Source organism: Yimella sp. NH-Cas1, from assembly GCF_022359705.1.
In the GTDB taxonomy this organism is placed as follows: Bacteria; Actinomycetota; Actinomycetes; order Actinomycetales; family Dermatophilaceae; genus Yimella; species Yimella lutea.
In genome coordinates this window covers 2,945,901-2,971,542 of the sequence record NZ_JAKSGG010000003.1, presented here as the reverse complement: position 1 = coordinate 2,971,542, position 25,642 = coordinate 2,945,901, and the positions used below count along the sequence as shown (strand labels likewise).

The window sequence follows — 25,642 nt, the reverse complement described above, 5'->3', positions numbered from 1 at the left end:
AGGGACACGTCAGTGAACACCACTCGTGAGAGCACCGTCGAACGTCACCTGCTGATGAGGTGCCGCGAGCGGGGACTGCTGAGCCTCAAGCTGATCTCGCCCGGCAGGGCCGGGGTCCCCGACCGCGTCATCGTCGCGCCGGGCGGCACCGTCTTCGTAGAACTGAAGCGACCCGGCGGCCGACTGCGCCGACTCCAACACCTGACCATCACAAAGCTGCGTCGCGACGGCGGCGAGGTATTCGTCGTGGAGACCACGACTGCCGCCGACGAGCTGGTGGAAGCGCTGGCGAGCAGGGTGGCGGCGGAATGATTTTCGGCTACACCCGCACCTCAACCCGGGACAAGCAGACCGACGATCTGCAGCGTCGGGCGCTCGTCGACGCCGGGGTGCCGGAGGCGCAGATCTACTTCGACCAGGTGTCTGGCTCCAAGGCGACCAGCAGCCGACCCGGATGGTCTGCGCTGGAGGCGAGGTTGCGCGCTGGCGACGAGCTCATCGTGTGGCGCATCGACCGGATCGGACGGTCGATGATCGACGTCATCACCACCGTGCACGAACTCGTTGAGCGGGGCATCATCGTCCGGTCACTGTCCGACGGGATCACGCCCACCACCAAGGAAGGGCGGCTACTGCTCGCTCAGATGTCCGCATTCGCTGAGTTCGAGCGGGATCTCGTCAGGGAACGTGTCCAGGGCGGCGTTGACGCCGCCAAGGCCCGCGGCGTGCGCTTCGGACGGCCCGAGGTCGACCCAGCCGACGTGGCGCGGAAGGTGCGGGCCGTCGAGCACCTTGTCGACACCGAGGGAATGACAGTCGAAGCCGCCGCCAAGCTGGTCGGCTGGTCACGCGCGACCTACTACAGGCACCGGACTAGTACGGGTCGTCAAGACGCCTGAGCAGCTCCTCGGTCTCGTCGTGGGTCAGGCGCATGTCGTAGCGCCGACCGTCGATGTGCAGGCTGACCACAGCGGCTTCATCGTCTCCGTGACCTTCGTCGTCAGAAGGCTCGCGGAGTTGATGCCGGCGTCCTCGATGCCGACGACGACCCGCCCGATCCGCCACACGAGGTTGTGGACACGCAGGTCGCGAACACGCAGCTCGAGCACCTTCCTCGCCTGCCCCTCAGGCACCTCGTCCCACGCGGACCACATCTGCTCGAACTCCTCGGCGATCGCGGCGTACAGCCGCGTATCGGGGTCGAGCCATCGGTCGGCGGCTTCCTCGCCGTCGCGGGCCTCGACCAAGACCTGCGCGACGGCCCGCCGGGAGAGATGTGTGCGCGGGCGACGACGCTTGGCCCGTGCTCCCCTGGCCCGTCATCGACGAGAACGACCTCGAACTCGCAGGAGAGCATCGACGCGTACGGCAGCTCGTCGCCCTCGGTCAACTTGGCCTCCACTCGTTCGAGCTCGGTTTGCAGAAGGGCATCCATATCCGTCATCTCGCCACCGTGTCACGGCGGCGCGTCTCATAAAGTCGGTCAGGCTGATCAGCCGGTCGTGAGACACCCGGAAGCCCTGTGCCGATTGCCCCGAAGGTGCCGAATACGGCGTCTCGTATAGGAGATGTATATGAAACACACTCTGTGTAGCTACACCGCTAGTTGGTGGACTTGTTTGGCACCAATGAGTGAGGGCCGATCAGTCCGACGTGAACTTTTCCGGTCGACCCACCTGTGTCATCGTGAAAGTAGATTCGCGGAGCCAGCGGACCGCCTCCCTCAGACACCTTCAAATGAGACAGCATCGTGATCTCACCGGCGGCCTCTACTGCGGGATCGACCTTGAATACACGTGCGCGACGCAACTTATCGTTGTTCTGGACCGTTTCCCCTTCTGTCATCGCAAGCTTCTTAGGCGTTGCCGGCCAGCCGAGAAGGGGCCCGGAAGCGCACCACTCCCAGAACCCCCCGTGATCCCAACCGCCTGCCCGGTCTTGTGCGTATGCCGCAAGAGCGCGAAGACCACCCCACGTGCGGTTCCCCCAGGCAAAGGCCGTTGGTGCCGTGTCGACATCTTCCAACTCGCGTATCGCAGAATCGGGCACGGTCAACCATTCAGACAAGTAGGTTTGGGCCGCCAGCGCAGCCTCAGATGCGTCCTGCACCTCGTCGGGTATCGAGGTCCCTGGCTCGTGCTGCGTACCCCACAACAGATTCGTGAGTCCGTGAGCGATCAGCTCTTCCTTCAACCGAGCCAGATGACCGTTCGCGTGCGCGAGCTCCTCTCGACCTCGCTTCGCTCCTCGAGGGCTAGGTCCGTCGCGAACTCCCACTGCTCCCGTTCCTCATCCAACCGCTCTGCCGGGACAATATGGCTCTGAGCATGCACAGAAAGGCCCGCCTGTTCGGTGAACACAGCGAAGACCTCAGGGACGCGACGGCGAGCCGAGAGCTGGGCGACCGAATACACGATGCGGTCGGTAGTTGCTTGGGGCGCGTCCTCAAGGCGTTGGTTCAGGAAGTACCTGTGCCGCCAACCGTCGGACTCCGCGACGACCGTCCCCGGCGCGTAGATCCTTATGCCACCGCCCCAGATAGCCAACAGATCGAGGGCCCTTTTAAACTCAGTCACGGCTGCCTCGTCCAACGTGACGACAATCGCCACACCTTCGGTGCGCGTAGCTATCCGGTTCGCCCGGTCGAGCCATTCGCCCTTGTGAGCACCTGGAGGCTCGGAGCAGACGATCACCGGTAGCGTTCGATTTGGATCGGCCAACAGGTCCGTGAGGATGGGGACGCGTTCCGCCGGGATTGCCTGCGACCCGGTTAGGATCACGCTGCCTCTCAGACAAGGCTTTTCAGAACCTGCCAGAAGGTCGTGCACGATCCGAGGGCGTCCAATGGAAACGCGCTTGGTCACATCGTCTGACTCCATGCCGTTCTCGACGAGCGAGTAGATGTAACCGTCGGACGCGCGAACGCGGATCGTGGTCGTCCACTGAGTATCATCGCCGGGCGCTTGGTCAGTCACCGAAACTTCGAAAGCGTCGGTGCCGAGCCGTCGAAAATATATGGTGCGGTCGCGCCCCGAGACGGTGAGGCGACTCTCCCCCTCGGTGAGCGGTTCATGGGTTGGCGAGCCATGAATCCATGAAGCAACCTGTCGGAGTTGGCTAGCAACAATCATCTCCGCCTTACCGTTCACCCTGTCCGACCAGACGGCCCGATAAAGAACGCTCATTACGACACCCCTCCACCACGATGGCCGGAACCGAGACCCGGCCTGACGACTACTCCACTCGACACCGCACATGCGATCCCGCGTGCATTGGCGACAGCATTGCAGACGAGTCCGACAACCTCACGAATTCGAGGTGACCGGTCCCTGCCGCTAGGAGAGTGAGCGGAATCTACCGACGAGTGACCTTCGGCACCCGGTCCCAGGTGACGGTACTGACGGGCAGGCCGAGGTGAGCGTCGCCGTCCGACCTAGGCGAGCACGATCTGGTCGATCGCGATGACGAGTAGGTCCACCCGCGGCGCGGTTCCTGGACCAGCCAACCGTCTACCTCGAGCTCCTCCTCGAACATGGCCTCGTCCTGCTCCTCGCCAGGCCGAGGAGGTCGGCCAGCTGACAGCCAGCGTCCAAACGACTCCGCGCGATTCGGAACAGCTGGAACATCGAGGCGCGGTGGTGGGCCCAGTTGTGCGGCGTCCGCCCCAGATCGATGATGGAACAGATCGTGAGGAGGTGAAGGTCCATGACGATCAAGGTGACCCGGACCAGGTCGACAACGCGAAGCTCCTGTTGGCGCTCGACAAGGCCCGTGGCCGGACCAGCGCTGAATGGCTCATCCGCCTGGCGAACGCTAAGCAGGCACAGCCTCCCACTGACGAAGATGTCTCGACGCTGTCTGCTCAAGCGGTCGTGAAACCCGCTGACTGACCTGCGCCCAGTTGGACCAACCTCAATTGGCACAGCAACTTGAAGCCCCATTCGACGACCCCTCCAGTCAGGATGGCGAGTCATGGACATGCCTGCTGCCCTGTTCGCCGCCCGATCCCTCGACAGCGACCACGACCTCGTGCCGTTGGTTGCGGTGTTCAACGCACTCGGCCACAAGCACCGGTTGAGCATCCTGCGCGCGTTGCTGCAGGCGGCCGAGCCGCTGTCGGTGCCGGAACTGCGGGTGCTGGTCTCGGGTCCGGCGACGGTGCTCGAACACCTCAAGACGCTGAAAGCGGCCGGCTTCGTCGAGATCGTCGGCCAGGGTCGGGCATCGAAGTGGCAGGTGGTGCCGGGCAGCCTGGACCGTGCCGCGACGTTGATTGCATCAGACGGTCGCCAGATCCCGGAAACAGCTGTGTAGCAACGATTTCAGCAGTCCTCGGGCGCAGGGTTCTATAGCGCTGCACACTGGACGTTCTTTCCCCCTGGACGTCTCCTGGTTCTGTTTCGTCGGTCGTTGTCGGCAGCAATGCGTAGCCTGCGTCCGTGATCGAAAACCAGGGCGTGGCACCGACCGCAACGCAGCAGGCTGCGATCCACCGCGGCATCGAAACCATGGGCCTAGAGCCGCGGCACGTTGCCGTCGTGTTCGCGCGTGACTTCGATGCGACGGTTCGTCAGATCCTTGCTTCGACGACCTACTCCGCGGACCGCGGAACCGGAACCGTAGCCGCCAAGACGATCCGCACCGGCAGCGAATCTGTCATCGTCATGAACGCAGCCACGGTGGACTCAATGGACGATGCCGGTGTCGAGCGGCTCGCGGCCCATGAGAGCGGGCATGTCCTGTTGCACAACCGTGACGAGTACTTCGGCGGCCCGCCGTACACCGAGGTCAGCGAGTGGCGGTATGCGCTGGCCGCGATGGGCGCGCTTGCCCTCGAGGAGTTTCGCATCGAGAAAAGTCTCGCCGTACGTGGCTACCCGGCGTCGCCGTCGTGCGCCCCAGACCACGTGGCGACGCTCCTGCACTGGACCAACGTCGACCTGATCAACGTCTCGACGGACGCCGCGTCTACTGACGTTCGGTACTTGTATAACGGCGTGTTGGCGATCGCCGATTGCCTCACCAAGGTCCTCGCGTACTCAGTCGCCTTCGACGCCGACGGTGGCGAACCGTCAGGCTTGGTGCAGGAGGGCAAGTACGCCGTCGAGGGGTGGCACGATTTCGTGGCACCCTCCTGGGGGTCACGGTGCCGGGCCTATCGACGGTTGCCGTCGGCGGACCATCCCCTGTCGCGAACGAAGTGGCGAACGGCTGTCGCTGCGTGTGCCGAGGTCGAGCGTTCACTCGTGCGGAGCATGGGTTATGAGTTCCGCGACAGTGCGGACGGCGGCTGGGGCTTCCATGCACGATTGGGCGACGCAGCCTGGCAAGCACACGTGGAACGTGCTCTTGCCCAGGACGCGATGTACACCGACTCCGACCCGCTTCCATAGCGTCCACAGCATGTTCGCCATCACAGGGCAGGCGGTCGCGACGGGGTTCAGTGTCGGCGACTGGCTGATGTCACCGGGCTTTGGCGGGGCGGCCGCGGTTGTGGCGGCATCACTGGCATTTACCGGGGCCTGGCTGAGCCGGCGGAGCGAGAACAACCGCGCCCGTGAAGAGCGGTGGTGGGCAAAGGCCCGCTGGGCCACCGAGTTGGTCAACACCTCTGGCACCGAGGCACTCGGGATCGCAGCACTCGACCAACTCGTTGACGAGGCGTCGGATGTGGAGGCTGCAAAGTTCGCTTCGATTGCTCTGGAAGAGATCCTGTTCCCGGATGACGAGGTCGAGATCGTAGACGGAGCCCCCGACCACGAGGCAGAATCGATGAGTACTGAGAGTGAGGACTCGTGATGGCGAAGATCAAGAGGAGTACGGCTGCGCCAGCCGCGGTGCGTACCGAGCGGACGATCTCCAAGCACGAGGCCAACCGCATCGCCGCCGCCAAGGTGTACGTCAAGGCCCGCCGCAAGGCCGGGCTGGCTGTGCCCGCCTCGATCGAGGAACTGGCTGCTCAGTCCCGGTGATACCCGCCGGGTGCTCTGCCTGCTCTGCCCGGCTTCTTGCGTGCCACGACCATCCGATCAAAAAGTCGTTTCTGCCTGGCGCAGCGTGACCAGGGAGCCCTGACTTCCGTGCCTACCAACTCGGCCCATGGTCGCCGGTCGGGCCGCACGCGTCGTGCTCGCTGCAACCACTGGGGCCTGCGGCCCGTCCGGCACTACCTCTGCGTCAACGTCGACGTCGGGAGCCGAGTCTCGACCACGCAGTCGTCGCCTCGTGCGAGCACTTGATGCAGCAGACCTAGTCAGCCCAGTCCGATTGACTTTGGGAACGCCTGACACTCAGTGGATTGCGGGTCGGCACAGGCAGCGACATTGAACGGTGCCTCCACCTGATGCGACTGCCCATCGGAGCGGTCATGGACGACGAACCCGCGAGCGGTTTCCACCGCGCGCCGCGGCGACATTTGCATGCGGAGCTCATACGACCCGGCCACTCCCTGTGCGCAGGTGTGCGTCAGCGCCGGCCGTTCAGCGAGGTGATGAGCGTCGAGCGATCCGTCGGCATCGCCCATGCCCGTTCGCCCACGCGCCAGCTGGTTCTCCCGGTAGGCGAAGTCGGTCACCGCGAGGGTGCCGCCCTCGGCGGTCACCGAGGTGATCGTGACCCCGGGCCTCGTCACACAGAAGTAGATGTCGCCCACGACATGCGGTGAGCCTGTTCTCGCAAGGAAACCCGTGGCGGACCTATCCGCGTGAGCGCGGTCGACGAGAGGACGCAGCACGGCCGCCGGAGACGGTGTTGGCTCGACAGACTCCGAAGCGCAGCCCGCCGCAGATAGGACAAGGCCAGCGAGGAAGGCTCCGCGAAGGATCACGCGACTATTTTGCACTGAAGTGAGTGGAGTCGGCGCTCCGGCAGGTGATCCAGTCGAGCGAGGGCCTGACTCGGGCGAGGTGCCCGTTCAATCCTGGCGGGCAGCCTGGTCAGCTGGGTGGGTAAATCTCAAGACTCAGGCTTGTGGGCTCTTCGTCGAGGTGGTCGATCAGCCTTCAGTGTCCCACTCGTTCGGTGAGATCTTCTGCATCGAGCAACCGGTCGACGTAATCGCTCACGCGAGTTTTAACAGCGGACCACGCGTTGGGGTCGGCCGGGAACGCGGTGTTGCGGGCGATCGGCCACAAGAGGCTGGAGACATCAACGGCTTCTGTTGCGCTCGAGGCTTTCCAGAGCAGATGGAACGCACCACCGGTTCGCCACTCCCCGTCGGTGGCAAGGAGGTACCCGGCCCCGGTGTCGAGGTTGAACCATTCGATGTGACCGATGCCGCCGTGTGGCCTGAAGCGCTCCGTGTCTTGCGGATTCCATCGATCGGTGGTCTTGCTGGTGCCGGTGCGGATCCAGGTCATCGGTGTGTCCCCTTGCGGTTGTTGGTGGGCGAGCAGTTCTCCCCTGACTCGAGGGTAATCAGACCAGGGTCTTGAGTGGGGTCTCGGCTGCCGGCTGCTCACGCGACGGTCCATTCGTCCATGGCCGGATAATGGCACTTATCAGAAACCTACGGTGTCCTTCGATGAGCAATGCTGGTCTCATGAGCACCGTGTCACCGTGGGTGAGGGCTCGAGGGATAGGTCGCCTCCTCGCCCAGGAAACGAACATCTCTGACCTCATTCAGTACCTCAGCGACCGCGACCCATCACCATGGGCGGACCTCGTCGGCTTTGTCCCCGACCGGGTCAACCGCGAGGCTCGCGAGGCGAACCATGCCGACCTGCTGTTGTCGAGCACCGCACGATCTGCGGTCATCGAGGTCAAGCTCGGGCATGTCATGGGTGCCGAGCAGCAGCAGAAGTACGAGGCTCTGACCGCCCGTCCCGATCTCTACCTGGCGGCGCTGAGCTTTGACGCCGGGAGGGTTGATGCCGACGCCGACCGCTGGCGCTTCCTCGGTTTGAGCGATCTCGTAGCCGCGTGGCAGGACAACAGCGACGAGCCAGCTCGCGTGCTCGCACGAGAGATGGCAGCCGTCCTTCGCAGCTGGGACAACTCAATCGCCAGCGTGTTCGCCGACAGCAGCACCGAGGACTCGCTGCCACTCGCGACGCTTGACCAGAAATTCCTTGCGCGCGTCGTGACGCGTCGGATCGCCTCCGACATCGCCAGCCGAGGACGACTTTCCTGGGCTGGCGTCACCAGCGGTGGTGGGCTGCCGATCGTGCAGGCGTGGACTCCGGTCCGCAACGAGACAAGCGACAGGGCGTTCATCGCGGAGGTTCGCTGGTGGGAGGCCAAACCTGGTGGCGAACTCCGCTTCGGCGTCGACTTCGACCCACGGCCCGAGGGGGTCGAGGACGAAGAGGTTCGCCGCGCTGCCTACGACCTCGCGATGAGCATGGATGCCGATATCAACTCCACGAGTCTGAAGGCTGCGATCGCCGAGTCACGACCTGACCTCGGCGAACTCCTCCGGCGCGACCGTCCGAGTCGGCCGAAGACGAAGGGCGACTGGGAGCCGGTCATCACCCACGGATTTGCCAACGCCCCACTGCCCGACGGACGCAAGAACAACCGTCAGCGCACTGGGCCTGGGTTCTACGGCGACGGAGCGCTGCGTTTCCAAGCCATCGCCGAGATCGACTTCGGGACAGCCACAGCGCGCGATCTGGTCGATCTCCTTGATGTGACGCTGACGTACCTGACAGAGCGCCAACCAGGGGCCTGATGAGCTCGCCGCCGCCCCCGGGGATGCGGAGCACGGCGTACAACGGCAAACGGACGAGTCTGCAGGCACCCCGCGAGCCGACGGCTTCACCAAGATACTCGTACACTTGTTCGATGGGACAGTCGAAGGCAGAGCGCACCTGGCGCACTCCTCGCTCGACCCGGCACGTCTGGGTGCGCCTGCACACGACCCATCCGCACGAGCCACCGCGCCAAGGGCTGGTCGTCGCCTGGCGCAGGCAGTCGTATGAATGGTCATGTTTGGTCGTGCTGATCGACGATGCTGTCGCGCCCGGCGAGGACCCCTTTGTCGTGATGCGGTGGGTCCCAGCCGCGATCGTCAGGCCGCTGCCAGCCGACCCGAATCGGGCGTTCGGTCTGCGGTGAGCCTCGCGCGCGGCTTGTCCCCCTGCCGAACGCGCTTCGGCGATCACGCCCAATGTGCAGGTCTAGCAGCGGTATTCGGCCGCAACCCAGTGATGTGCGCGATCACCTCGGGCATGGCCGCCGCGTAGGTGATGCTGCCGCATGCGACGCCTGGACCAGTTCCGGCGAGCGACACCACGGACAGGTTCACGCCGCCGTCCAGTTGCTTGGCCAGCTGGCGGGCCTTGGCCTTGTCGATGAAGCCGATCACCTCGTTCGAGCCAGCAGCGGTAACCGCCACCGCGTGAGCGTCGTGCGGGTTGTCGGACTGCCGGACGAGCACGAGCCGGCGGCCTGGCCGGAGGTCTGCTCGTCGAGCGGCGTCGGCGTAGTGATTCCTCCCGCGCAGCTTGCCGGCCCAGATCCCGGCAGCAGTGAGCCGCCGCGCCTCAGCAGTCATTAGCTCCCCGCTGGCGTCATCACAGAACCGCAGGACCACCTCGCCGTCGTACACCTGCTCGACCAGGTGCACCTGCGGCAGCCCATCCGGGCCGATCAGGTCGGTGCGTTCTCCCTCGCCCAGATAGATATCGCTGGACGGGCGGTCGTTCTGCGGGTGCGGCATGGAATCGACCTAGAGCGTGTTCGTTCCATGCCGCATCCCTTGTCCCGGAGGCCGCAATCCACCGATGATGGTTGGGGACGACGTGGGAGGCAGAGCGGGTGACGATTCGGGTGACCCAGGACCAGGTGGACAATGCCCAGTTGCTTGAAAGAGGTCGCCTGAACCCGGGTCGTGAGAGCCGCCGAGTATCCCGTTGGCGGCCATACTTGCGATCATGAATGTTGCTGCCGACGAGGACACCGACGACACCTGGCTGTGTTTCGGGTGCGGGGACTGTCAGGTCCCGGATGACCAGGACGAGTGTCCTGAATGCGGGTTCGACCGGACGGCCCTCGACCCCGACGACCCCCATGCCGGCGAGAACGCTGGGTTCCAGTTCGACTGACCCGCTACCCGGCGTGGTGACTCGACGTCCACCTCGAACTCGCGGGCCTCAAGCTCGTTGGTCGTCGGCTTCCGGGCTTGTTCCGCCGCTTCGCGCTTGCGGCGACGACTGAGGGGCCGCGCGTGAGGCTGCCGGTCGAGTGCGTGATTGTGGCTTTTGCCGGGACGCACGGGCGCACATGGTCGGATCGCCGGTTCACCACCCGCGTCATCCCGCGGATCTCAGGACGCACGAGACGCAGCCGACCCAACACAGACTCATACCGATATTCGACCAATCTAGTACCAATGCGCATCGGTCACCGAACCTCGGGGACGACGACACGGGTGCAGCAAAGTGCCGCTGACCTGCACCGATGCTTACGCCGAAGGCCCGCACCATCCCTGGTGCGGGCCTTCGGTTTCGGGTGGAGGTAAGGGGACTCGAACCCCTAACCCCCTGCTTGCAAAGCAGGTGCGCTACCAATTGCGCCATACCCCCAGGGTGGGCCACCCGCGTCCGAAAACCCGCGTGACCCGGGACGTCAGCTGGCGGTGCCAGTGGCGTCGAAGCTCTTCTCGCCGGGCTTGTCGGAAGCCTTGGACCACATGTCCTTACCGACCTGACCCTGCTTGTACTTCTGGCTCGCGAACGCGGCTGCGCCGGCAGCTGCGATGACCATCAGTGCTTTCCTCATGGGTTTCTCCTTGAGTTGTTCGAACGGTGGTGGGCCTAACAGGACTTGAACCTGTGACCTCTTCCTTATCAGGGAAGCGCTCTAACCGACTGAGCTATAGGCCCGTCCGCCATTCGGCGAGTTGCCCGTTAGGGCAACGCCGAATGAGGTTACCCCATGCGTGCGCAGGGCTCCAAAACGGTGCCTAGTCGTCCGTCAGCGTGAGCTGCAAACCACCGACAAGGGAGGCACAGATGTTGTACAAGAACGCCATCAGTGTCGCGATCGCCGTCATCAAGATGACGTCGATCACCCCGATCAATACTGACAGAGACAGCACCTTGCCGAAGCCGATGTAGTCCATCAAATCGAAGTTCGACCCCTCGCTGTCGAGGGTGCGCAGCAACTCGTTGAGGTTGTCGAAGACACCCATGCCGGCCAACACCGTCCACAGCACGCCGACCATCACGACGGTGGCGATACCGATCGCGACCGACAGTAGGAAGCTGATCTTGAACACCGAGAACGGGTCGATCCGCGAGACCGTAAGGCGGACGCGCCGGGGAGTCGCACGTCCCGGCCGCTGCGCCGGACGACCGGTTGCAGCAGGACGCTGACCCGGCCGTTGCGCGGGTCGCTGACCGGCCGCAGCCGGGCGCCGCTGACCGGTGCCGCGCTGTTCGCTGCGCGAGCCGGCCGGCAACCTCTTCGCCGCGTCGGCCGGGGTGGTCCGGCGACCGCCGGTGGGGGTGCTCACTCCTGGTCTCCAGTTCCGTCGGTCTCAGGTGTTGCGTCGTCGGCCACGTCATTCATGGCCTCGTCCGCGGGCTCGTCCGTCGGTGCGACGGCGAGGTCCTGCGTCGTCCCGTCGACCAGAGCTTCTTCCTCCGGCGACTCGGTCGAACCTACAACTTCCTCGGCGACAACGTCGGTCTCGGCGTTGCGCGCCACGGCAACAATCGCATCACCCTTGTCGGGAGTCGCGAACTGCACCCCCTGCGTGGAGCGGCCGGTGCGGCGCACCTCGTCCGCGCGCGAGCGGACGATCTTGCCCTTCTCCATGACCACGAGCACCTCGTCGCCCTCCTCGACGGTGAGTGCGCCGACGAGTTCACCGCCGCGCTCGGAGATGTTGGCGACCTTCACACCGAGCGTCGCGCGTCCCTTGACCGGGTACTCCGACGCCGCGGTGCGCTTGGCGAGACCGTTGACGAAGACCACGAACAAGTCGGGATCGGTGCCCTCGTCGACGACCGAGATCGACAGCAGTTCGTCGCCCGCGCGGAACTTCATGCCCGTGACTCCGGACGTGGAGCGTCCCATCGGACGGATCGTCTCGTCGGTCGCGTGGAAGCGGACCGACTGACCCTTGCGCGAGACCAGCAGGATGTCGTCCCTGGACGAGCACAGGCCCGCGCCGACGAGTTCGTCGCCGTCTCGCAGGTTGACCGCGATCAGACCACCCGAACGCGGGGAGTCGTACTCGGTGAGGCGGGTCTTCTTGACCAGTCCGCGACGGGTGGCCAGCACGAGGTAGTCGGACGCCTCGTAGTTGGTCAGCGCCATCACGCCGGCGATCTTCTCGTCGGGCTGGAACGCGAGCATGTTCGCCACGTGCTGGCCCTTGGAGTCGCGGCTGCCCTCGGGCAACTCGTACGCCTTGATCCGGTAGACCCGGCCCTTGTTGGTGAAGAACAGCAGCCAGTTGTGCGTGCTGGTGATGAAGAAGTGACTGACGACGTCGTCGCCGCGCAGGGTGGCCCCGCGCACTCCCTTGCCGCCGCGACGCTGCGCACGGTACTCGCTGACCTTCGTCCGCTTGGCGTAACCACCCCGGGTGATGGTGACGACGACGTCCTCGGCCGGGATCAGATCTTCCATCGACATGTCGCCGTCGAAGGGGACGATCTGGGTACGGCGGTCGTCGCCGTACTTGCCGACGATGTCGGCAAGTTCGTCACTGACGATCTGCCGCTGGCGCTCCGGCTTGGCCAGGATGTCGTTGTAGTCGTCGATCTTGGTCTGCAACTCGTCGTGCTCGTCGATGATGCGCTGACGCTCCAGTGCGGCCAGCTGACGCAACTGCATCGCCAGGATCGCGTTGGCCTGGATCTCGTCGACATCGAGCAACTCGATCAAGCCACTGCGTGCGGCATCGGCCGACGCCGAGCGCCGGATGAGGGCGATGACCTCGTCCAGCATGTCGAGCGCCTTGAGCAGACCACGCAGAATGTGGATGCGCTCCTCGGCACGCGCCAGACGCCACTTGGTACGGCGGACGATGACGTCGATCTGGTGGTCGACCCAGTGCCGGATGAACGCCGAGATCGGCAGCGTGCGCGGCACCCCGTCGACCAGGGCGAGCATGTTGGCGCCGAAGTTCTGTTGCAGCTGGGTGTGCTTGTAGAGGTTGTTCAGCACCACCTTCGCCACCGCGTCGCGCTTGAGGACGACGACCAGGCGCTGGCCGGTGCGCCCGGAGGTCTCGTCGCGCAGGTCGGCGATGCCGGCGATCTTGCCTTCCTTGACCAGCAGCGCGATCTTCTCGGCGAGGGCATCGGGGTTGACCTGGTAGGGCAGTTCGGTGATCACCAGGCATTGGCGGCCCTGGATCTCCTCGACGTTGACGACCGCGCGCATCGTGATCGACCCGCGGCCGGTGCGGTAGGCGTCCTCGATGCCCTTCTTGCCCAGGATCAGCGCGCCGGTCGGGAAATCGGGGCCGGGGATGATCTCGAGCAGCTTCTCCAGCAGTTCCTCGCGGTCGGCCTCGGGGTTGTCGAGCAACCACTGGGCACCGGCGGCGACCTCACGCAGGTTGTGCGGCGGGATCTGGGTGGCCATACCGACCGCGATACCGGCCGAGCCGTTGACCAGCAGGTTCGGGAAGCGCGCGGGCAGCACGGTCGGCTGCAGCGTCTTGCCGTCGTAGTTGGGCTCGAAATCGACGGTGTCCTGGTCGATGTCGCGCACCAGTTCCATCGCGAGCGGCGCCATCTTGCACTCGGTGTATCGCGGGGCGGCCGCACCGTCGTTGCCCGGCGAACCGAAGTTGCCCTGGCCGTCGATCAGCGGGTAGCGAAGCGACCACGGCTGGACCAGGCGCACCATCGCGTCGTAGATCGCCGAGTCACCGTGCGGGTGGTACTGACCCATCACGTCACCGACCACGCGCGAACACTTGTTGTAACCGCGGTCGGGGCGGTAACCACCGTCGTACATCGCGTAGATGATCCGGCGGTGCACCGGCTTCAGGCCGTCGCGGACGTCGGGCAGCGCGCGGCTGACGATCACGCTCATCGCGTACTCGATGTAGCTGCGCTGCATCTCGGTGTTCAGGTCGACGGGGTCGACCCGGTTGCCGGTCACGACGCCGTTCTCGTCCATCGTGTTGTTTCCGGTGCCGTCATTGTCAGTCATTGAATTCCCATGTCAGAGAAGCGAAATGCGTTGAGGTTTGCGTGGCGCGTCACCGTGGTTTCGGCACCTGCGGAGTTGGTCAGTTCTCGCTGGTCCGCGGCGGAACCGCAGTGCATGAACTCAGATGTCGAGGAAGCGGACGTCCTTGGCGTTGCGCTGGATGAACCCGCGCCGGCTCTCGACGTCCTCGCCCATCAGGATCGAGAAGATCTCGTCGGCCGCGGCGGCGTCGTCGAGCGTGACCTGCAGCAGGGTGCGGTGGTCGGGGTCCATGGTGGTCTCCCAGAGTTCCTGGTAGTTCATCTCGCCGAGACCCTTGTAGCGCTGCACCCCGTTGTCCTTCGGCATCCGCCAGCCCTGCGACAGGCCCTCGCGCACCGCAGCGTCGCGCTCCTTGTCGGAGAACACGAACTGGTGCTCGTGGTTGCTCCACTTGATGCGGTACAACGGCGGCTGAGCGAGGTAGACGTAACCGGCCTCGATCAGCGGACGCATGAACCGGAACAGCAGGGTCAGCAGCAGGGTGCGGATGTGCATGCCGTCGACGTCGGCATCGGCCATCAGCACGATCTTGTGGTAGCGCGCCTTGCTGATGTCGAAGTCCTCGCCGATGCCCGTGCCGAAGCCGGAGATCAACGCCTGCACCTCGTTGTTGGCCAACACCTTGTCGATGCGGGCCTTCTCGACGTTGAGGATCTTGCCGCGGATAGGCAGGATCGCCTGGTTGTAGGGGTTGCGCCCCTGCACCGCCGAGCCGCCGGCGGAGTCGCCCTCCACGATGTAGACCTCGGAGATCGTGGGGTCGTTGCTCTGGCAGTCCTTGAGTTTGCCCGGCAGACCACCGGACTCCAGCAGGCCTTTGCGGCGGGTGGCCTCACGCGCCTTTCGGGCAGCCATCCGGGCGGCGGACGCCTGGATCGCCTTGCGGACGATGTTCCTGCCGTCGTTGGGGTGCGCTTGCAGCCAGTGCCCGAACTCGTCGCGCACAGCGGCCTGGACGAAACCCTTGACCTCGGAGTTGCCGAGCTTGGTCTTGGTCTGTCCCTCGAACTGCGGCTCGCCGAGCTTCACCGAGATGACCGCGGTCAGACCCTCACGGATGTCGTCACCGGTGAGGTTGTCGTCCTTCTCCTTGAGCAGCTTCTGGTCGCGGGCGAAATCGTTGACCAGCTTGGTCATCGCCGCGCGGAAGCCTTCCTCGTGGGTGCCGCCCTCGTGGGTGTTCACCGCGTTGGCGTAGGTGTGCACCGACTCGCTGAACGAGGTCGTCCACTGCATCGCGATCTCGACCGACAGCATGCGCGAGGTGTCCTCGGTCTCGAACGCGATGATCTCGTCGTTGACCGGCTCGTTGCGCTTGGAGCTGTTGAGGTGCCTGACGTAGTCGAGCAGACCGTTGTCGTAGCGGTAGGTGACCGTGCGCTTCTTGTCCTTGGCGGAGGCCTGCTCCTCGGAGGCGTCGGACGCCTCCTCGCCGATCTCCTTCAGGTCGTCCAGACCCTCGTCGTCCCCGGCGTCGGCCTGCACCCGGGCGTCGGTGAGCGAGATCGTCAGCCCCTTGTTCAGGAAGGCCGTCTGCTGGAAGCGGGAGCGGATCGTCTCGAAGTCGTAGTCGGTGGTGTCGAAGATCTCCTCGCTCGCCCAGAAGGTGAGCGTGGTGCCGGACGGTTCGTCCTTCTCCATCGCGCGGACGTCGGCCAGCGGCGCGTCGGGCTCACCCTTGGTGAACGACATCTCGAAGACGCGGCCGTTCTGGCGCACCTGCACATCGAGCCGGGACGACAGCGCGTTGACAACCGAGGAACCCACACCGTGCAGGCCACCGGAGACCTTGTATCCGCCGCCGCCGAACTTGCCGCCCGCGTGCAACTGAGTGAGCACGAGCTCGACGGTGCTGATGCCGTACTGCTCGTTCATGCCGGTGGGGATACCGCGACCGTGGTCGGTGACCTCGACACCGCCGTCCTCACGCAGGGTGACCAGCACGCGGTCGTTGTGCCCGGCGAGCGCCTCGTCGACCGCGTTGTCGACGATCTCCCAGACCAGGTGGTGCAGGCCACGCGCACCGGTCGAGCCGATGTACATGCCCGGACGTTTGCGGACAGCCTCCAGCCCCTCGAGCACCTGGATCGCGGACGCGTCGTAGACGACTTCGCCGTCGGGCCCCACGTGAACGACAGCCTCTTCGACCGTGTTCTGCGGAAGGTCCTCCGGATCGTCCTGCTTGCCATTGCCCTGCTGCGAACTGTCGGTCACAGTGCTCCTCGAATAGACCTGACCCAAACCTTGGAAAGTCTACCTTGTCGCCATCCCCAGGACACCCTCTGACGCGCTGCAGGGCACCCAGAAGCCATTTTCAGGACCGTCTCCAACTCCCGATACGTCGACCGGGGGTTCAGAACGCTCTGGGCGAGTTCTGTGCGATCGGTGCTCGATCGGTGGTCGTTGAAGCAAACCTCATGTTTGCGGCCCGGCCGTTGACAGCGCCGACCGAAGGACCATATCTTCCGTAGTGCGAACATTGATTCCACGATACGGAATGAGGCTGGGATGCAGGGAAGGGTACAAGTCGGTGGGCTGAGCGTCGCGGAGCCGCTGCACCGCTTCATCACCGAGGAGGCACTGCCGGGCTCCGGCGTCGAGCCGTCGGCATTCTGGTCGGGCGCGGACGCGCTCATCCACGACCTCACCCCTCGCAACCGCGCTCTCCTCGCGCGCCGCGACGAGCTGCAGGCGCAGATCGACGAGTTCCACCGGTCGCGTCCGGGCGTGCCCGACCCGCAGGTGTACACCTCCTTCCTGCGCGAGATCGGGTACCTGGCCGACGAGCCCGCCGACGTCCAGGTCACCACCTCGGGCGTCGACACCGAGATCACCGGCCAGGCCGGCCCGCAGCTGGTGGTCCCACTCCTGAACGCCAGGTTCGCGGCGAACGCCGCCAATGCCCGGTGGGGCTCGCTCTACGACGCCCTGTACGGGACCGACGTGATCCCCGACGAGGGCGAGCTGGCGCGCGGGTCGTCGTCGTACAACCCTGCTCGCGGCGCCGAGGTCATCGCCCGCGGCCGCGCGCTGCTCGATGAGCACTTTCCCCTCGAGGGTGGCTCGCACGCGGACGCCACGGGGTACGCCGTCGACCCGGACGGCCTGGTCGTCCAGGTCGGGGACCAGACGCTGCGGCTGGCGTCCCCGGGCCAGCTCGTCGGCTACCGCGGTGCGCCGGAGACGGTGGACGCGGTGGTCCTGGTCCACCACGGGCTGCACGTCGAGATCCTCATCGACCGAGACCACCCGATCGGGTCGCAGGACGCCGCAGGCGTCAAGGACGTGGTGCTGGAGGCGGCCGTCTCCACGATCATGGACCTCGAGGACTCCGTCGCCGCCGTCGACGCCGGCGACAAGGTGGTCGGCTACCGCAACTGGCTCGGGCTGATGCAGGGCACGCTGCAGGCCGAGGTCGCGAAGGACGGGGCGAGGTTCGTCCGCGAGATGAGCCCGGACCGCTCCTGCGTGTCCCCGTCGGGCGAATCCGTCACCCTGCACGGCCGCGCCCTGCTGTTCATCCGGCAGGTCGGTCACCTAATGACCACGGACGCGGTGCTGGACCGGGACGGCAACGCGGTCCCCGAGGGGATCCTCGACGCGCTCGTCACGGCTCTCGGCAGCGCCCACGACCTGCGCGGCAACACCCGGCTGCGCAACTCCCGCACCGGCTCCATGTACGCCGTCAAGCCGAAGATGCACGGCCCGGACGAGGTCGCCTTCACCTGCGAGCTCTTCACTCGGGTGGAGCAGACTCTCGGGCTCCCCCGCAGACGATCAAGGTCGGGATCATGGACGAGGAGCGGCGCACGACGCTGAACCTCAAGGCGTGCATCGCAGCCGCCCGGGATCGCGTGGTCTTCATCAATACCGGATTCCTCGACCGGACCGGCGACGAGATCCACACCTCCATGCACGCCGGGCCGATGGTGCGCAAGAACGACATGCGTAACGAGGCGTGGATCCGCGCCTACGAGGCGAACAACGTCGACGTCGGCATCGCCTGCGGTCTGCGGGGGCGGGCCCAGATCGGCAAGGGCATGTGGGCGGCGCCGGACAACATGGCAGACATGCTCGCCAAGAAGGGCGAGCACCCGCGCGCCGGCGCCACCTGCGCCTGGGTACCGTCACCGACGGCCGCCACGCTGCACGCGATCCACTACCACGAGACCGACGTCTTCGAGGTTCAGCAGCGGGTCGCCCGCCGTGAGCCGGCAAGCAGGACTGATCTGCTCACGATCCCGCTGGGCGACCCGGCGTCGTGGTCGGAGCAAGAGCGTCGCGCCGAGCTGGACAACAACGTCCAGAGCACGCTGGGCTACGTCGTGCGCTGGATCGACGCCGGCGTCGGGTGCTCCAAGGTCCCCGATCTCAGCGGCACTCCGCTCATGGAGGATCGCGCCACCTGCCGCATCTCCTCGCAGCACGTCGCCAACTGGCTCCTCCACGGCGTCGTCACCACCGAGGAGGTCGACGAGTCCCTGCGGCGAATGGCCCGCGTCGTCGACACTCAGAACGAGGGCGACCCGACCTACCAGCCGATGGCACCGGCGTTCGACGGGGCCGCCTTCCTCGCGGCGCGCGAACTGTTGCTCGCGGGCGGCAGCCAGCCCAGCGGCTACACCGAACCGATCCTCCACCGCCACCGTCTCGCCCACAAGGCCACCACCAGGAGCACCCGATGAACATCGACCTCGAGACCGCCCGGACGATCATCATGCAGGGTCGCAAGTACGCCCGCGACCTGGACTGCAAGCCCATGACGGTCGTCGTCATCGACGCGGGCGGCCACGTCGTCGCCGTCGAGCGTGAGGACGGGTCGTCGAACAAGCGCTTCGAGGTCGCCCTTGGCAAGGCGCACGGGGCGCTGTCCCTGGGCATGGGCTCGCGGGCGCTGATGGAGCGGGCCGAGCAGCAGCCCTACTTCATCGCCGCCGTCACGTCGGCGATCGGCGGCTCGCTGGTGCCCGTCCCCGGCGGGGTGCTGGTCCGCGATGCCGACGGGCGCGTCCTCGGCGCCGTCGGCGTCTCGGGTGACACCTCGGACCGTGACGAGGCCGTCGCCGTCGCCGGCATCGAGGCGGTCGACCTCACTCCCGACCCGGGGTGACCCCGGGGTGATTGGGCTTGGGCGCCGCGACCGATGCCCGGCGCCTGGGTGATCTGGGCGGTCGGGCTGTCGGCCTATCTGGTCGCGGTCTTCCACCGCTCCTCCTTGGCCGTCGCCAGCATCTTTTCGCCGGTACCTCGACCTGGGATGCCGGGAGGCGCTCTCAGCCAGGCACGACGTAGACCGTCGGACGGCGTCCGTCGTCGGGCTTGGAGGTGCCCACACAGGTGATGAAGGAGCCGTCCGGATGGTTACAGTCGAAGACGTACTGCTTGCCGGTGGCGGACGAACTGGCGCCGATCTGTTGCGAACTGCCGGCCTGGATGGCGCGGGCCTGCGATGCCACTCCGGAAGCGAAGGCACAGGTGACCCCGGGGCTGGTGGAGAAGGCGGCATCGCCACAACCGGTGTCGCTGCCGGCCGGAAGGGCGATCGGCGTGCTGGGGCTGGACGTCGGGCTGCTGGGTTGCGAACTCGTACGCGGGTCCGTGCTCGGTGAACTCGGCCGGTCGGTCGTCGGGGCGCCCGTACCCTCCGGGGTGCTGCTGGTGGCGGCAGGTGCAGAATTCTGGTTTCCGGACGCGTCGCTCTTGTCGTTGTTGACCAGCAACAGGTAGCCGACGAAGGACAGAACGCCGAGCGAGGCCAGCAGGATCATGAGTGGCAGCAACAAGGCTGCCTTGCGACCGGGTCCCTGCTGCGCAGCGGGCGGTTGCTCGAGGTAACCCGAACCCTGGTCAGGCTGCTGGTAATACTGTGCGCCCGCCGCCGGAGCCTGCTGAGTGCGTTGATCGGCGTACGGCGCGGACGGGACGCCGGGGTCGGTGGCGTCGTCGTAGCCGCGTCCGTCATTCGAGCCGTCATCGAAGCTGTCGTCGCGGCGCGGGCGGAAGAACTTGTCGAAGGTGTCGTCCGGTCGGCTGTTGGCGTCGTTCGGGTCGGTCACGATCGCGGTCCTGCTTTCTCCTCGATTCGCCGACTGCTGGAGCCGGCGTTCCCCGGGGCTACATCCTTTCGAGTCTACCCACCAAGGCCCGATCAGCCATATGTGTCGCGAGGGCCACGTCCGCCGTGCACCTTGCGCGGCCCCTTGCTCCAGGACGGCGCGGACGGGCCCAGGAAACGCAGCTCGGTGACGATGTTCGGACCGATCGTCTCCTCGATACGGCCCAGGATGGTCGAGGTCATGTAACCGAGTTGGGTGCGCCAGGCGGTGGAGTCGGCGCGGACGGTCAGCACGCCGTCCTCGAACCCGGTCGCCTGCGCGTGCGCGGCCACTTCGTCGCCGACGATCTCGGGCCACTTCGCGAGTACCGAACCTGCCGCGACGTCGACCTTCCACCCGCGCTCGGACAGCATCCGCTCCATCTGGTCACCCAGTGCGGACGGGTCACGGCCGTCGTCCTTGGTGCGCGCGGCTTCGCCGAACGGACGCCGACGCACCGGCTGCTGCCCCGGACGCAACCCCTTCTCCCGTGCCGATCGACGGGCGCGGGCCAGCGCCTCGCGGGCCGCGTCACGCCAGTCGACGTCGTCCGGCTCGTCGCCGGTGACGTCCTCCTGCTGCGCATCGCTCGCCTCGGTCACCTGCCCAGCGTACGACCGTCCCCCGATCGGGCCATGTCAACCAAGGGTTGACACTTGGACGGTGGACGCGCACAGTGGAAGTCATGACGGCACGAGGCGAGAAGACTGTTACGACGAATCCCACCGTCCCCAACCTGCTGGTCGGCACTGCGATCGCAGCGGTCACCGGCATCGCGATGTTCGTGATCAACGGCGGCGACGGTGACATGTGGTGGGCCTACCCACTGATCGGGGCGATCCTGGCGCTCGCGCTGTGGGGGATGCTCCTCGCCGGCAGCTATGGCCACAAGGAGCGGCGCGGCATCGTGGAACCGAGGTCCTACGCGATCGCCGGTCTGCTCGGCGTGGTCGCCGGATCGATCGTCGGAGCACTCACCGGCGAGAACTCCTTCTGGGCTGTCGGATTCATCATCGCCGGCGTCCTCCTGCCGGCCGCCTCGGCTTCCACCGGGAAGGACCGTTCCTGACCGTGCCAGATGCCGACCGGTCGCTTGACCGGGTCCTGGTGGCCGACCAACGTCTCAACCACGCGCGGATCGCACTGGACGAGGCGGTTGCCGCGGCCCGGGCGGACGGTGCCTCCTGGCAGGCGATCGGGCAGGTACTCGGGATGTCGCGCCAGGCGGTCTTCAAACGCTTCGGGCGGCCCGACCCACACACCGGCGCAGCTCCGGTGCGGGCTGTGCAACCACTCATCGCCGCCACCGAAGCGGTGTTCACCGACCTGGCGAACGGTCGGGCCGCGTCGCTGGTCGAAAGGATGACGCCGGTCGCGGCCGCCGTCCTCGCGGTGCGCGACATGGAAGCGACCTGGGCCGCGGTTGAACGAGCCGACGGCCCGCTGGTGCGCTGCCGGGACCTTGCGGTCCGGACGCCCGCCGACACTGGTACCGAACTCGCAGGGGGCGTCGTCGTCGCGACGACCCTGGAGTGTGAATCAGGCTCCTGGCACGGACGCGTCGCCTGGGACGGGTGGGATCGCATCGCCGGCATCCTCATCGTTCCCGACGACCGGCCCGGTCTGCCCTTCTGAGCTCCTGTCCGCAGCCGAGACCTTGCCCCTCACGACGTCGAACCGCTTGCCGCTCAAGGCTTTCGGGACGTCGTCCGCGACAGCCGCGGTGATCAGCACCTGTTCGGCGTCGCCGACCATCGCCGCCAGCCGGGCCCGGCGGCCGGCGTCCAACTCGGCGAAGACGTCGTCGAGCACCAGCACCGGGTCGGTGCCGAGATCGGTGCGCAACAACTGGAACGCGGCCAGCCGCATACCGAGCGCGAACGACCAGGACTCGCCGTGCGAGGCGTACCCCTTCGCGGGCAGGTCTCCCAGACCGAGCACCACCTCGTCGCGGTGCGGGCCCACGAGCGTGACTCCACGCTCGACCTCGGCACGACGCATCTGACCGAACGTCTCGTGCATGCCGGCCGCAATCTCCTCGACCGGCGGCACCTCACCCGACCCCAGTTCATCGGACAGTTTCACGTGCAACGAACTGCGGTAGGTCAACCGCGCATCGCCCTGCCCGGCGCTGACCTCGTCGTACGCGTCCGCGATGAACGGACGCAGGTCGCGCAGCAGGCGCAGACGCGCGTACGTGAGGTTGGCGCCGACCGTGGCGAGGTGTTCGTCCCAGACCGGGAGGGTCGCGTCGAGTGCGCCGCGGTCCTGGCCGGTGCGCGCCGCCTTCAGCAGCGCATTGCGTTGCTTGAGGATCTTCTCGTAATCGCTGCGCGCGCCCGCCCACTTCGGCTGACGGGCAACCAGCAGATCATCCAGGAACTGACGGCGGGTCGACGGGTCACCCTTCACCAACGCCAGATCCTCCGGCGCGAACAGCACCGTCCGGATCGTTCCCAGGATGTCGCGCGGACGCGTGGACGCCGCCCGACCCAGACGGGCCCGGTTGGCCCGTCCCGGGTTGATCTCGAGTTCGAGTTGCTGCTCGTGGGTCTCACGAACGACCGCCGCCCGGATGTACGCCTTCTCCGCGCCGGCCCGGACCAGGGGCGCGTCGTTGGAGACACGGTGCGAGCCGAGCGTCGCCAGGTAGCCGACCGCCTCGACCAGGTTCGTCTTGCCCTGGCCGTTGAGTCCGACGAATGTCGTGATGCCGGGTGCCAACGCCACCTCGGCTTCCGGATAGGACCGGAAGTCGATCAGGGACAGATGGCGTACATGCACTGCGTCAGAGTAATCGCGGGCGGGTCGCCTGGACGATCACGACGAAGCAGCGGGCGCCGAGTACTCGATCGGTCGCCCATGCGTCTGCGTTGTTCGACCGGCGTCGGGCGAGTGCTCCGTCGAGCGAACCCGGTTTCGGCCCTACGGATTCGTTCCTCATCCGTAGGGCTCAACCAGCCACAGGATCAACAGCGCTGCTTCGCAGCGGCGTCGTTCAGTTGTCCGACTTCTTCGCGCCGGGGGTCGCCTCGCCGGACGTGTCCTTCTTCTCCGCGGCGGGGCTGACCTCGGCCTGGCCCTCCTTGGCGGCCTTGCGGTACGGCTCGTCGCCGAACTGCATGACCTCGTGACCGCCGAACTGTCCGCGCAACGCGGCGATCGCCTGCATCTGCGGGGAGTTCTCCTGACGCGAGGTGAAGCGCGCGAACAGTGCAGAAGCCAGGACGGGCATCGGGACCGCGAGGTTGATGGCCTCCTCCAGCGTCCAGCGTCCTTCACCGGAGTCGGTGGAGTACTCGCTGATGCCCTCGAGGTGCGGGGTCTCCTCCAGCGCCTTGACCATGAGGTCGAGCAACCAGGAGCGCACGACGGTGCCGCGGCTCCAGGCGCGGAAGCAGCCCTCGACGTCCTTGACGATGTCCTTGGCCTCGAGCAGTTCGAAGCCTTCGGCGTAGGCGTGCATCATGCCGTACTCGATGCCGTTGTGGACCATCTTCGCGTAGTGGCCCGCGCCGACCTCGCCGGCGTGCACGAAACCTTCCTCGCGGGGACCCTCGGGGCGCAGCGCGTCGAAGATCGGCATGAGGCGCTCGACGTTCTTCTCCGCGCCGCCGCACATCAGGCCGTAGCCGTTGTCCTTGCCCCAGATACCACCGGAGACGCCGCAGTCGACGAACTCGACGCCGTGCTCCTTGAGCATGTCGGCGTTCGCCTGGTCGTCGGTGAACTTGGAGTTGCCGCCGTCGACGATGATGTCGCCCTCGTCCAACAGCTCGGCCAGCGACTTGATCGTGTCGCGGGTCGGGTCACCGGCCGGCACCATCACCCAGACGGCGCGCGGGGCGTCCAGCTTGGAGACGAGGTCACGAAGATCCGTGGCGTCGCTGATGTCGGGGTTGCGGTCGTACCCGACGATGTCGTGACCGGCGGCCTTGAGGCGGTCACGCATGTTGCCGCCCATCTTGCCCAGACCGATGAGACCCATCTGCATGTTCTTGGCTCCTTGCTTGTGGTCGACGTCGTGGTCGGTTTGGTGCGGTGCGTCGTGCGGCTGCGTCAGCTGGCGAAGCGGACCGGCATCAGCACGTAGCGGAAGCTCTCATCGGCCTCGCCGTCCTGCTCGGCCTGGCCCGACATCACGGCCGGACGGCTGGGCTGGGTGAACGACAGGCGGACGAAGTCGGTGCCGACGGCGCCGAGGCCGTCGAGCAGGAACTGCGGGTTGAACGCGATCTCGATGTCCGGGCCGGTGAGCGTGGCCTCGACGGCCTCGCTGGCCTGGGCGTCGTCGCCCTGACCTGCCTCGATGACCAGTTGTGCCTCGCTGAAGCGCAGGCGCACCGGAGTGTTGCGCTCGGCGACCAGCGAGACGCGCTTGACCGCCTCGGCCAGTTCACTGGTCTTGATGACGGCGCTGGTGTCGACGCTGGTGGGGAAGATCGAGGTGACCTTCGGGTACTCACCGTCCAGCAGCCGGGTGGTGGTCTGGCGCTGACCGGCCTCGAACCCGACCAGCCCCTCGCCACCGGCGGCGGTGCCGAGCGCGAGGTTGACCGAGCCGGAGGCTCCGAGTGCGCGGGCGGTGTCGTGCAGCGTGCGGGCCGGGATGAGTGCGACGTGCGAGGCGTCGGTGGCGGCCGGCTGCCAGGTGAACTCGCGCATCGCGAGGCGGTAGCGGTCGGTGGCCAGCAGCGTGACCTTCTCACCCTCGATCTCCATCCGGACGCCGGTGAGGATCGGCAGCGTGTCGGAGCGGTCGGCCGCGATTGCGACCTGCGACACGGCGCTGGTGAACACGTCACCGGCGATCGTGCCGGAGGGCTCGGGCGAGGTCGGCAACGTCGGGTAGTCGGCGACCGGCATCTGCGGAAGCGCAAACCGGCTCGTGCCACACACCACTTCGACCTTGTTGCCATCGGCGGTGAGCGTGACCGGCTTGTTCTTGAACGAGCGCGAGATGTCGCCGAGCAGCTTGCCGGGCACGAGCACGGTGCCGGGCTCGTCGACGGACGCCGCCACGGTGACCTTCGCGGACACCTCGTAGTCGAACGCCGACAGGGTCAGGCCGTCCTGCGTCGCTTCCAGCAGCACACCGGACAGCACCGGCACCGGCGGACGCGGGGACAGGCCACGGACGGCCCAGGTAACGGCTTCGGCCAGGACGTCGCGTTCGACCTGCAGCTTCACGTCATTCCTTCGATCGGGGTTGGGTGCCCGGGTATCCGGGTTCGGGCGATCTCGTCGATGGCTCGAACCGAGCGCGGGCACCACACAAACTGGGCGCCGATGGTAGTCACATCGTCGCAGGCCGAGACTAGCCCTTCCGGCTCGTGCGGACACCACTGCGGGATGACTTCGGATCTGCGCTGATCGCATCCCGG

General features: G+C 66.4%; 27 protein-coding genes, 2 tRNA genes and 1 pseudogene. 14 read left to right on the top strand and 16 right to left on the bottom strand.

The genetic code is table 11. From position 1 onward, the window contains the following. Window positions 1-12: 12 nt before the first annotated feature. Together MF407_RS14670 and MF407_RS14665 are read left to right on the top strand one after the other, a co-directional pair. A complete protein-coding gene (locus tag MF407_RS14670) occupies window positions 13-312 on the top strand; it encodes a VRR-NUC domain-containing protein (RefSeq protein WP_239702745.1) in 300 nt (99 codons plus the stop codon). Continuing rightward, entirely contained in the window at window positions 309-899 is a 591-nt protein-coding gene (locus MF407_RS14665) for a recombinase family protein (RefSeq protein WP_239702744.1), read from the top strand. Before MF407_RS14670 ends, MF407_RS14665 begins: the two co-directional genes overlap by 4 nt. 24 nt (window positions 900-923) lie before the next feature. On the opposite strand, the gene MF407_RS14660 is transcribed toward MF407_RS14665, so the two are convergent. Together MF407_RS14660 and MF407_RS14655 are read right to left on the bottom strand one after the other, a co-directional pair. Then, window positions 924-1,247 carry a hypothetical protein gene (locus MF407_RS14660; RefSeq protein WP_239702743.1) on the bottom strand — a complete coding sequence of 108 codons (324 nt, stop codon included), beginning with the start codon at window positions 1,245-1,247 and terminating at the stop codon, window positions 924-926. Window positions 1,248-2,189: 942 nt separating this feature from the next. Beyond that, window positions 2,190-3,185 carry a hypothetical protein gene (locus MF407_RS14655; protein WP_239702742.1) on the bottom strand — a complete coding sequence of 332 codons (996 nt, stop codon included), beginning with the start codon at window positions 3,183-3,185 and terminating at the stop codon, window positions 2,190-2,192. 510 nt (window positions 3,186-3,695) lie between these two features. Between MF407_RS14655 and MF407_RS14650 the strand changes: the two genes are divergently transcribed. The 5 genes from MF407_RS14650 (at window position 3,696) to MF407_RS14630 (ending at window position 5,972) form a co-directional block, all read left to right on the top strand. Beyond that, on the top strand, window positions 3,696-3,890 hold the full coding sequence (locus MF407_RS14650) for a hypothetical protein (RefSeq protein WP_239702741.1): 195 nt from the start codon (window positions 3,696-3,698) through the stop codon (window positions 3,888-3,890). An 82-nt stretch (window positions 3,891-3,972) separates the two neighbouring features. Beyond that, complete coding sequence (locus MF407_RS14645) at window positions 3,973-4,314, top strand: helix-turn-helix domain-containing protein (RefSeq protein ID WP_239702740.1); 342 nt, start codon at window positions 3,973-3,975, stop codon at window positions 4,312-4,314. A 125-nt stretch (window positions 4,315-4,439) separates the two neighbouring features. Continuing rightward, window positions 4,440-5,393 (top strand): hypothetical protein, encoded by a 954-nt coding sequence (locus MF407_RS14640; RefSeq protein ID WP_239702739.1) that lies wholly within the window; start codon window positions 4,440-4,442, stop codon window positions 5,391-5,393. 10 nt (window positions 5,394-5,403) lie between these two features. Beyond that, window positions 5,404-5,799 (top strand): hypothetical protein, encoded by a 396-nt coding sequence (locus MF407_RS14635; RefSeq protein ID WP_239702738.1) that lies wholly within the window; start codon window positions 5,404-5,406, stop codon window positions 5,797-5,799. After that, window positions 5,799-5,972: a hypothetical protein gene (locus MF407_RS14630; protein ID WP_239702737.1), complete on the top strand. Its 174-nt coding sequence runs from the start codon at window positions 5,799-5,801 to the stop codon at window positions 5,970-5,972. The genes MF407_RS14635 and MF407_RS14630 overlap by 1 nt, the downstream gene beginning before the upstream one ends. 281 nt (window positions 5,973-6,253) lie before the next feature. On the opposite strand, the gene MF407_RS14625 is transcribed toward MF407_RS14630, so the two are convergent. Both MF407_RS14625 and MF407_RS14620 read right to left on the bottom strand, forming a co-directional pair. Continuing rightward, a complete protein-coding gene (locus tag MF407_RS14625) occupies window positions 6,254-6,601 on the bottom strand; it encodes a hypothetical protein (protein WP_239702736.1) in 348 nt (115 codons plus the stop codon). A 400-nt stretch (window positions 6,602-7,001) separates the two neighbouring features. Continuing rightward, the gene (locus MF407_RS14620; protein WP_239702735.1) at window positions 7,002-7,358 is read right to left on the bottom strand and encodes a hypothetical protein; all 357 of its coding nucleotides are present in this window, start codon (window positions 7,356-7,358) and stop codon (window positions 7,002-7,004) included. Between the two features lie 182 nt (window positions 7,359-7,540). On the opposite strand from MF407_RS14620, the gene MF407_RS14615 reads away from it, so the two are divergent. Further along, window positions 7,541-8,671, top strand: coding sequence for a hypothetical protein (locus MF407_RS14615; protein WP_239702734.1), 1,131 nt, complete (start codon window positions 7,541-7,543; stop codon window positions 8,669-8,671). Window positions 8,672-8,784: 113 nt separating this feature from the next. Further along, entirely contained in the window at window positions 8,785-9,057 is a 273-nt protein-coding gene (locus MF407_RS14610) for a hypothetical protein (RefSeq protein WP_239702733.1), read from the top strand. A 43-nt stretch (window positions 9,058-9,100) separates the two neighbouring features. On the opposite strand, the gene MF407_RS14605 is transcribed toward MF407_RS14610, so the two are convergent. Beyond that, window positions 9,101-9,661: an HIRAN domain-containing protein gene (locus MF407_RS14605; protein WP_239702732.1), complete on the bottom strand. Its 561-nt coding sequence runs from the start codon at window positions 9,659-9,661 to the stop codon at window positions 9,101-9,103. 214 nt (window positions 9,662-9,875) lie between these two features. Between MF407_RS14605 and MF407_RS14600 the strand changes: the two genes are divergently transcribed. After that, window positions 9,876-10,046: a hypothetical protein gene (locus MF407_RS14600; protein ID WP_239702731.1), complete on the top strand. Its 171-nt coding sequence runs from the start codon at window positions 9,876-9,878 to the stop codon at window positions 10,044-10,046. A gap of 407 nt (window positions 10,047-10,453) precedes the next feature. Here MF407_RS14600 and MF407_RS14595 read toward each other — a convergent pair. The 6 genes from MF407_RS14595 to gyrB form a co-directional block, all read right to left on the bottom strand. Beyond that, window positions 10,454-10,526: transfer RNA gene (locus MF407_RS14595), tRNA-Ala, on the bottom strand. Window positions 10,527-10,569: 43 nt separating this feature from the next. Next, window positions 10,570-10,722 (bottom strand): DLW-39 family protein, encoded by a 153-nt coding sequence (locus MF407_RS14590; protein WP_170221648.1) that lies wholly within the window; start codon window positions 10,720-10,722, stop codon window positions 10,570-10,572. A gap of 27 nt (window positions 10,723-10,749) precedes the next feature. Next, a tRNA-Ile gene (locus MF407_RS14585) sits at window positions 10,750-10,826 on the bottom strand. 80 nt (window positions 10,827-10,906) lie between these two features. Continuing rightward, complete coding sequence (locus MF407_RS14580) at window positions 10,907-11,458, bottom strand: DUF3566 domain-containing protein (protein WP_239702730.1); 552 nt, start codon at window positions 11,456-11,458, stop codon at window positions 10,907-10,909. After that, window positions 11,455-14,121 (bottom strand): DNA gyrase subunit A, encoded by a 2,667-nt coding sequence (gene gyrA / locus MF407_RS14575; protein WP_239702729.1) that lies wholly within the window; start codon window positions 14,119-14,121, stop codon window positions 11,455-11,457. Before gyrA ends, MF407_RS14580 begins: the two co-directional genes overlap by 4 nt. Window positions 14,122-14,241: 120 nt before the next feature. Beyond that, window positions 14,242-16,290 carry a DNA topoisomerase (ATP-hydrolyzing) subunit B gene (gene gyrB / locus MF407_RS14570; protein WP_239702925.1) on the bottom strand — a complete coding sequence of 683 codons (2,049 nt, stop codon included), beginning with the start codon at window positions 16,288-16,290 and terminating at the stop codon, window positions 14,242-14,244. A 381-nt stretch (window positions 16,291-16,671) separates the two neighbouring features. Here gyrB and MF407_RS15975 point away from each other — a divergent pair. Next, window positions 16,672-18,848, top strand: a pseudogene (locus MF407_RS15975) (malate synthase G). Then, window positions 18,845-19,273: a heme-binding protein gene (locus MF407_RS14555; RefSeq protein WP_239702726.1), complete on the top strand. Its 429-nt coding sequence runs from the start codon at window positions 18,845-18,847 to the stop codon at window positions 19,271-19,273. The pseudogene MF407_RS15975 and the gene MF407_RS14555 overlap by 4 nt, the downstream one beginning before the upstream one ends. A 163-nt stretch (window positions 19,274-19,436) precedes the next feature. On the opposite strand, the gene MF407_RS14550 is transcribed toward MF407_RS14555, so the two are convergent. Both MF407_RS14550 and MF407_RS14545 read right to left on the bottom strand, forming a co-directional pair. Continuing rightward, window positions 19,437-20,219 carry a hypothetical protein gene (locus MF407_RS14550; RefSeq protein WP_129626383.1) on the bottom strand — a complete coding sequence of 261 codons (783 nt, stop codon included), beginning with the start codon at window positions 20,217-20,219 and terminating at the stop codon, window positions 19,437-19,439. 92 nt (window positions 20,220-20,311) lie between these two features. Further along, window positions 20,312-20,860: a DciA family protein gene (locus tag MF407_RS14545; RefSeq protein ID WP_129626381.1), complete on the bottom strand. Its 549-nt coding sequence runs from the start codon at window positions 20,858-20,860 to the stop codon at window positions 20,312-20,314. 83 nt (window positions 20,861-20,943) lie between these two features. Between MF407_RS14545 and MF407_RS14540 the strand changes: the two genes are divergently transcribed. Continuing rightward, window positions 20,944-21,327 carry a hypothetical protein gene (locus tag MF407_RS14540; RefSeq protein ID WP_129626379.1) on the top strand — a complete coding sequence of 128 codons (384 nt, stop codon included), beginning with the start codon at window positions 20,944-20,946 and terminating at the stop codon, window positions 21,325-21,327. Between the two features lie 38 nt (window positions 21,328-21,365). Further along, entirely contained in the window at window positions 21,366-21,893 is a 528-nt protein-coding gene (locus MF407_RS14535) for a hypothetical protein (protein WP_239702725.1), read from the top strand. On the opposite strand, the gene recF is transcribed toward MF407_RS14535, so the two are convergent. The 3 genes from recF to dnaN form a co-directional block, all read right to left on the bottom strand. Then, on the bottom strand, window positions 21,798-23,042 hold the full coding sequence (gene recF / locus MF407_RS14530) for a DNA replication/repair protein RecF (RefSeq protein ID WP_129626375.1): 1,245 nt from the start codon (window positions 23,040-23,042) through the stop codon (window positions 21,798-21,800). The genes MF407_RS14535 and recF overlap by 96 nt on opposite strands. Before the next feature lie 214 nt (window positions 23,043-23,256). Continuing rightward, complete coding sequence (gene gnd / locus MF407_RS14525; RefSeq protein ID WP_255407465.1) at window positions 23,257-24,321, bottom strand: phosphogluconate dehydrogenase (NAD(+)-dependent, decarboxylating); 1,065 nt, start codon at window positions 24,319-24,321, stop codon at window positions 23,257-23,259. After that, window positions 24,318-25,448, bottom strand: coding sequence for a DNA polymerase III subunit beta (gene dnaN / locus MF407_RS14520; protein WP_129626371.1), 1,131 nt, complete (start codon window positions 25,446-25,448; stop codon window positions 24,318-24,320). Before dnaN ends, gnd begins: the two co-directional genes overlap by 4 nt. Window positions 25,449-25,642 lie beyond the last annotated feature (194 nt).

Excerpts from the sequence above, each read along its gene's own strand:
- MF407_RS14665 (WP_239702744.1), top strand. The coding sequence starts at position 309 with ATGATTTTCGGCTACACCCGCACCTCAACCCGGGACAAGCAGACCGAC.
- MF407_RS14655 (WP_239702742.1), bottom strand. The coding sequence starts at position 3,185 with ATGAGCGTTCTTTATCGGGCCGTCTGGTCGGACAGGGTGAACGGTAAG.
- MF407_RS14645 (WP_239702740.1), top strand. The coding sequence starts at position 3,973 with ATGGACATGCCTGCTGCCCTGTTCGCCGCCCGATCCCTCGACAGCGAC.
- MF407_RS14635 (WP_239702738.1), top strand. The coding sequence starts at position 5,404 with ATGTTCGCCATCACAGGGCAGGCGGTCGCGACGGGGTTCAGTGTCGGC.
- MF407_RS14630 (WP_239702737.1), top strand. The coding sequence starts at position 5,799 with ATGGCGAAGATCAAGAGGAGTACGGCTGCGCCAGCCGCGGTGCGTACC.
- MF407_RS14620 (WP_239702735.1), bottom strand. The coding sequence starts at position 7,358 with ATGACCTGGATCCGCACCGGCACCAGCAAGACCACCGATCGATGGAAT.
- MF407_RS14615 (WP_239702734.1), top strand. The coding sequence starts at position 7,541 with ATGAGCACCGTGTCACCGTGGGTGAGGGCTCGAGGGATAGGTCGCCTC.
- MF407_RS14610 (WP_239702733.1), top strand. The coding sequence starts at position 8,785 with ATGGGACAGTCGAAGGCAGAGCGCACCTGGCGCACTCCTCGCTCGACC.
- MF407_RS14605 (WP_239702732.1), bottom strand. The coding sequence starts at position 9,661 with ATGCCGCACCCGCAGAACGACCGCCCGTCCAGCGATATCTATCTGGGC.
- MF407_RS14600 (WP_239702731.1), top strand. The coding sequence starts at position 9,876 with ATGAATGTTGCTGCCGACGAGGACACCGACGACACCTGGCTGTGTTTC.
- MF407_RS14590 (WP_170221648.1), bottom strand. The coding sequence starts at position 10,722 with ATGAGGAAAGCACTGATGGTCATCGCAGCTGCCGGCGCAGCCGCGTTC.
- gyrA (WP_239702729.1), bottom strand. The coding sequence starts at position 14,121 with ATGACTGACAATGACGGCACCGGAAACAACACGATGGACGAGAACGGC.
- MF407_RS14555 (WP_239702726.1), top strand. The coding sequence starts at position 18,845 with ATGAACATCGACCTCGAGACCGCCCGGACGATCATCATGCAGGGTCGC.
- MF407_RS14540 (WP_129626379.1), top strand. The coding sequence starts at position 20,944 with ATGACGGCACGAGGCGAGAAGACTGTTACGACGAATCCCACCGTCCCC.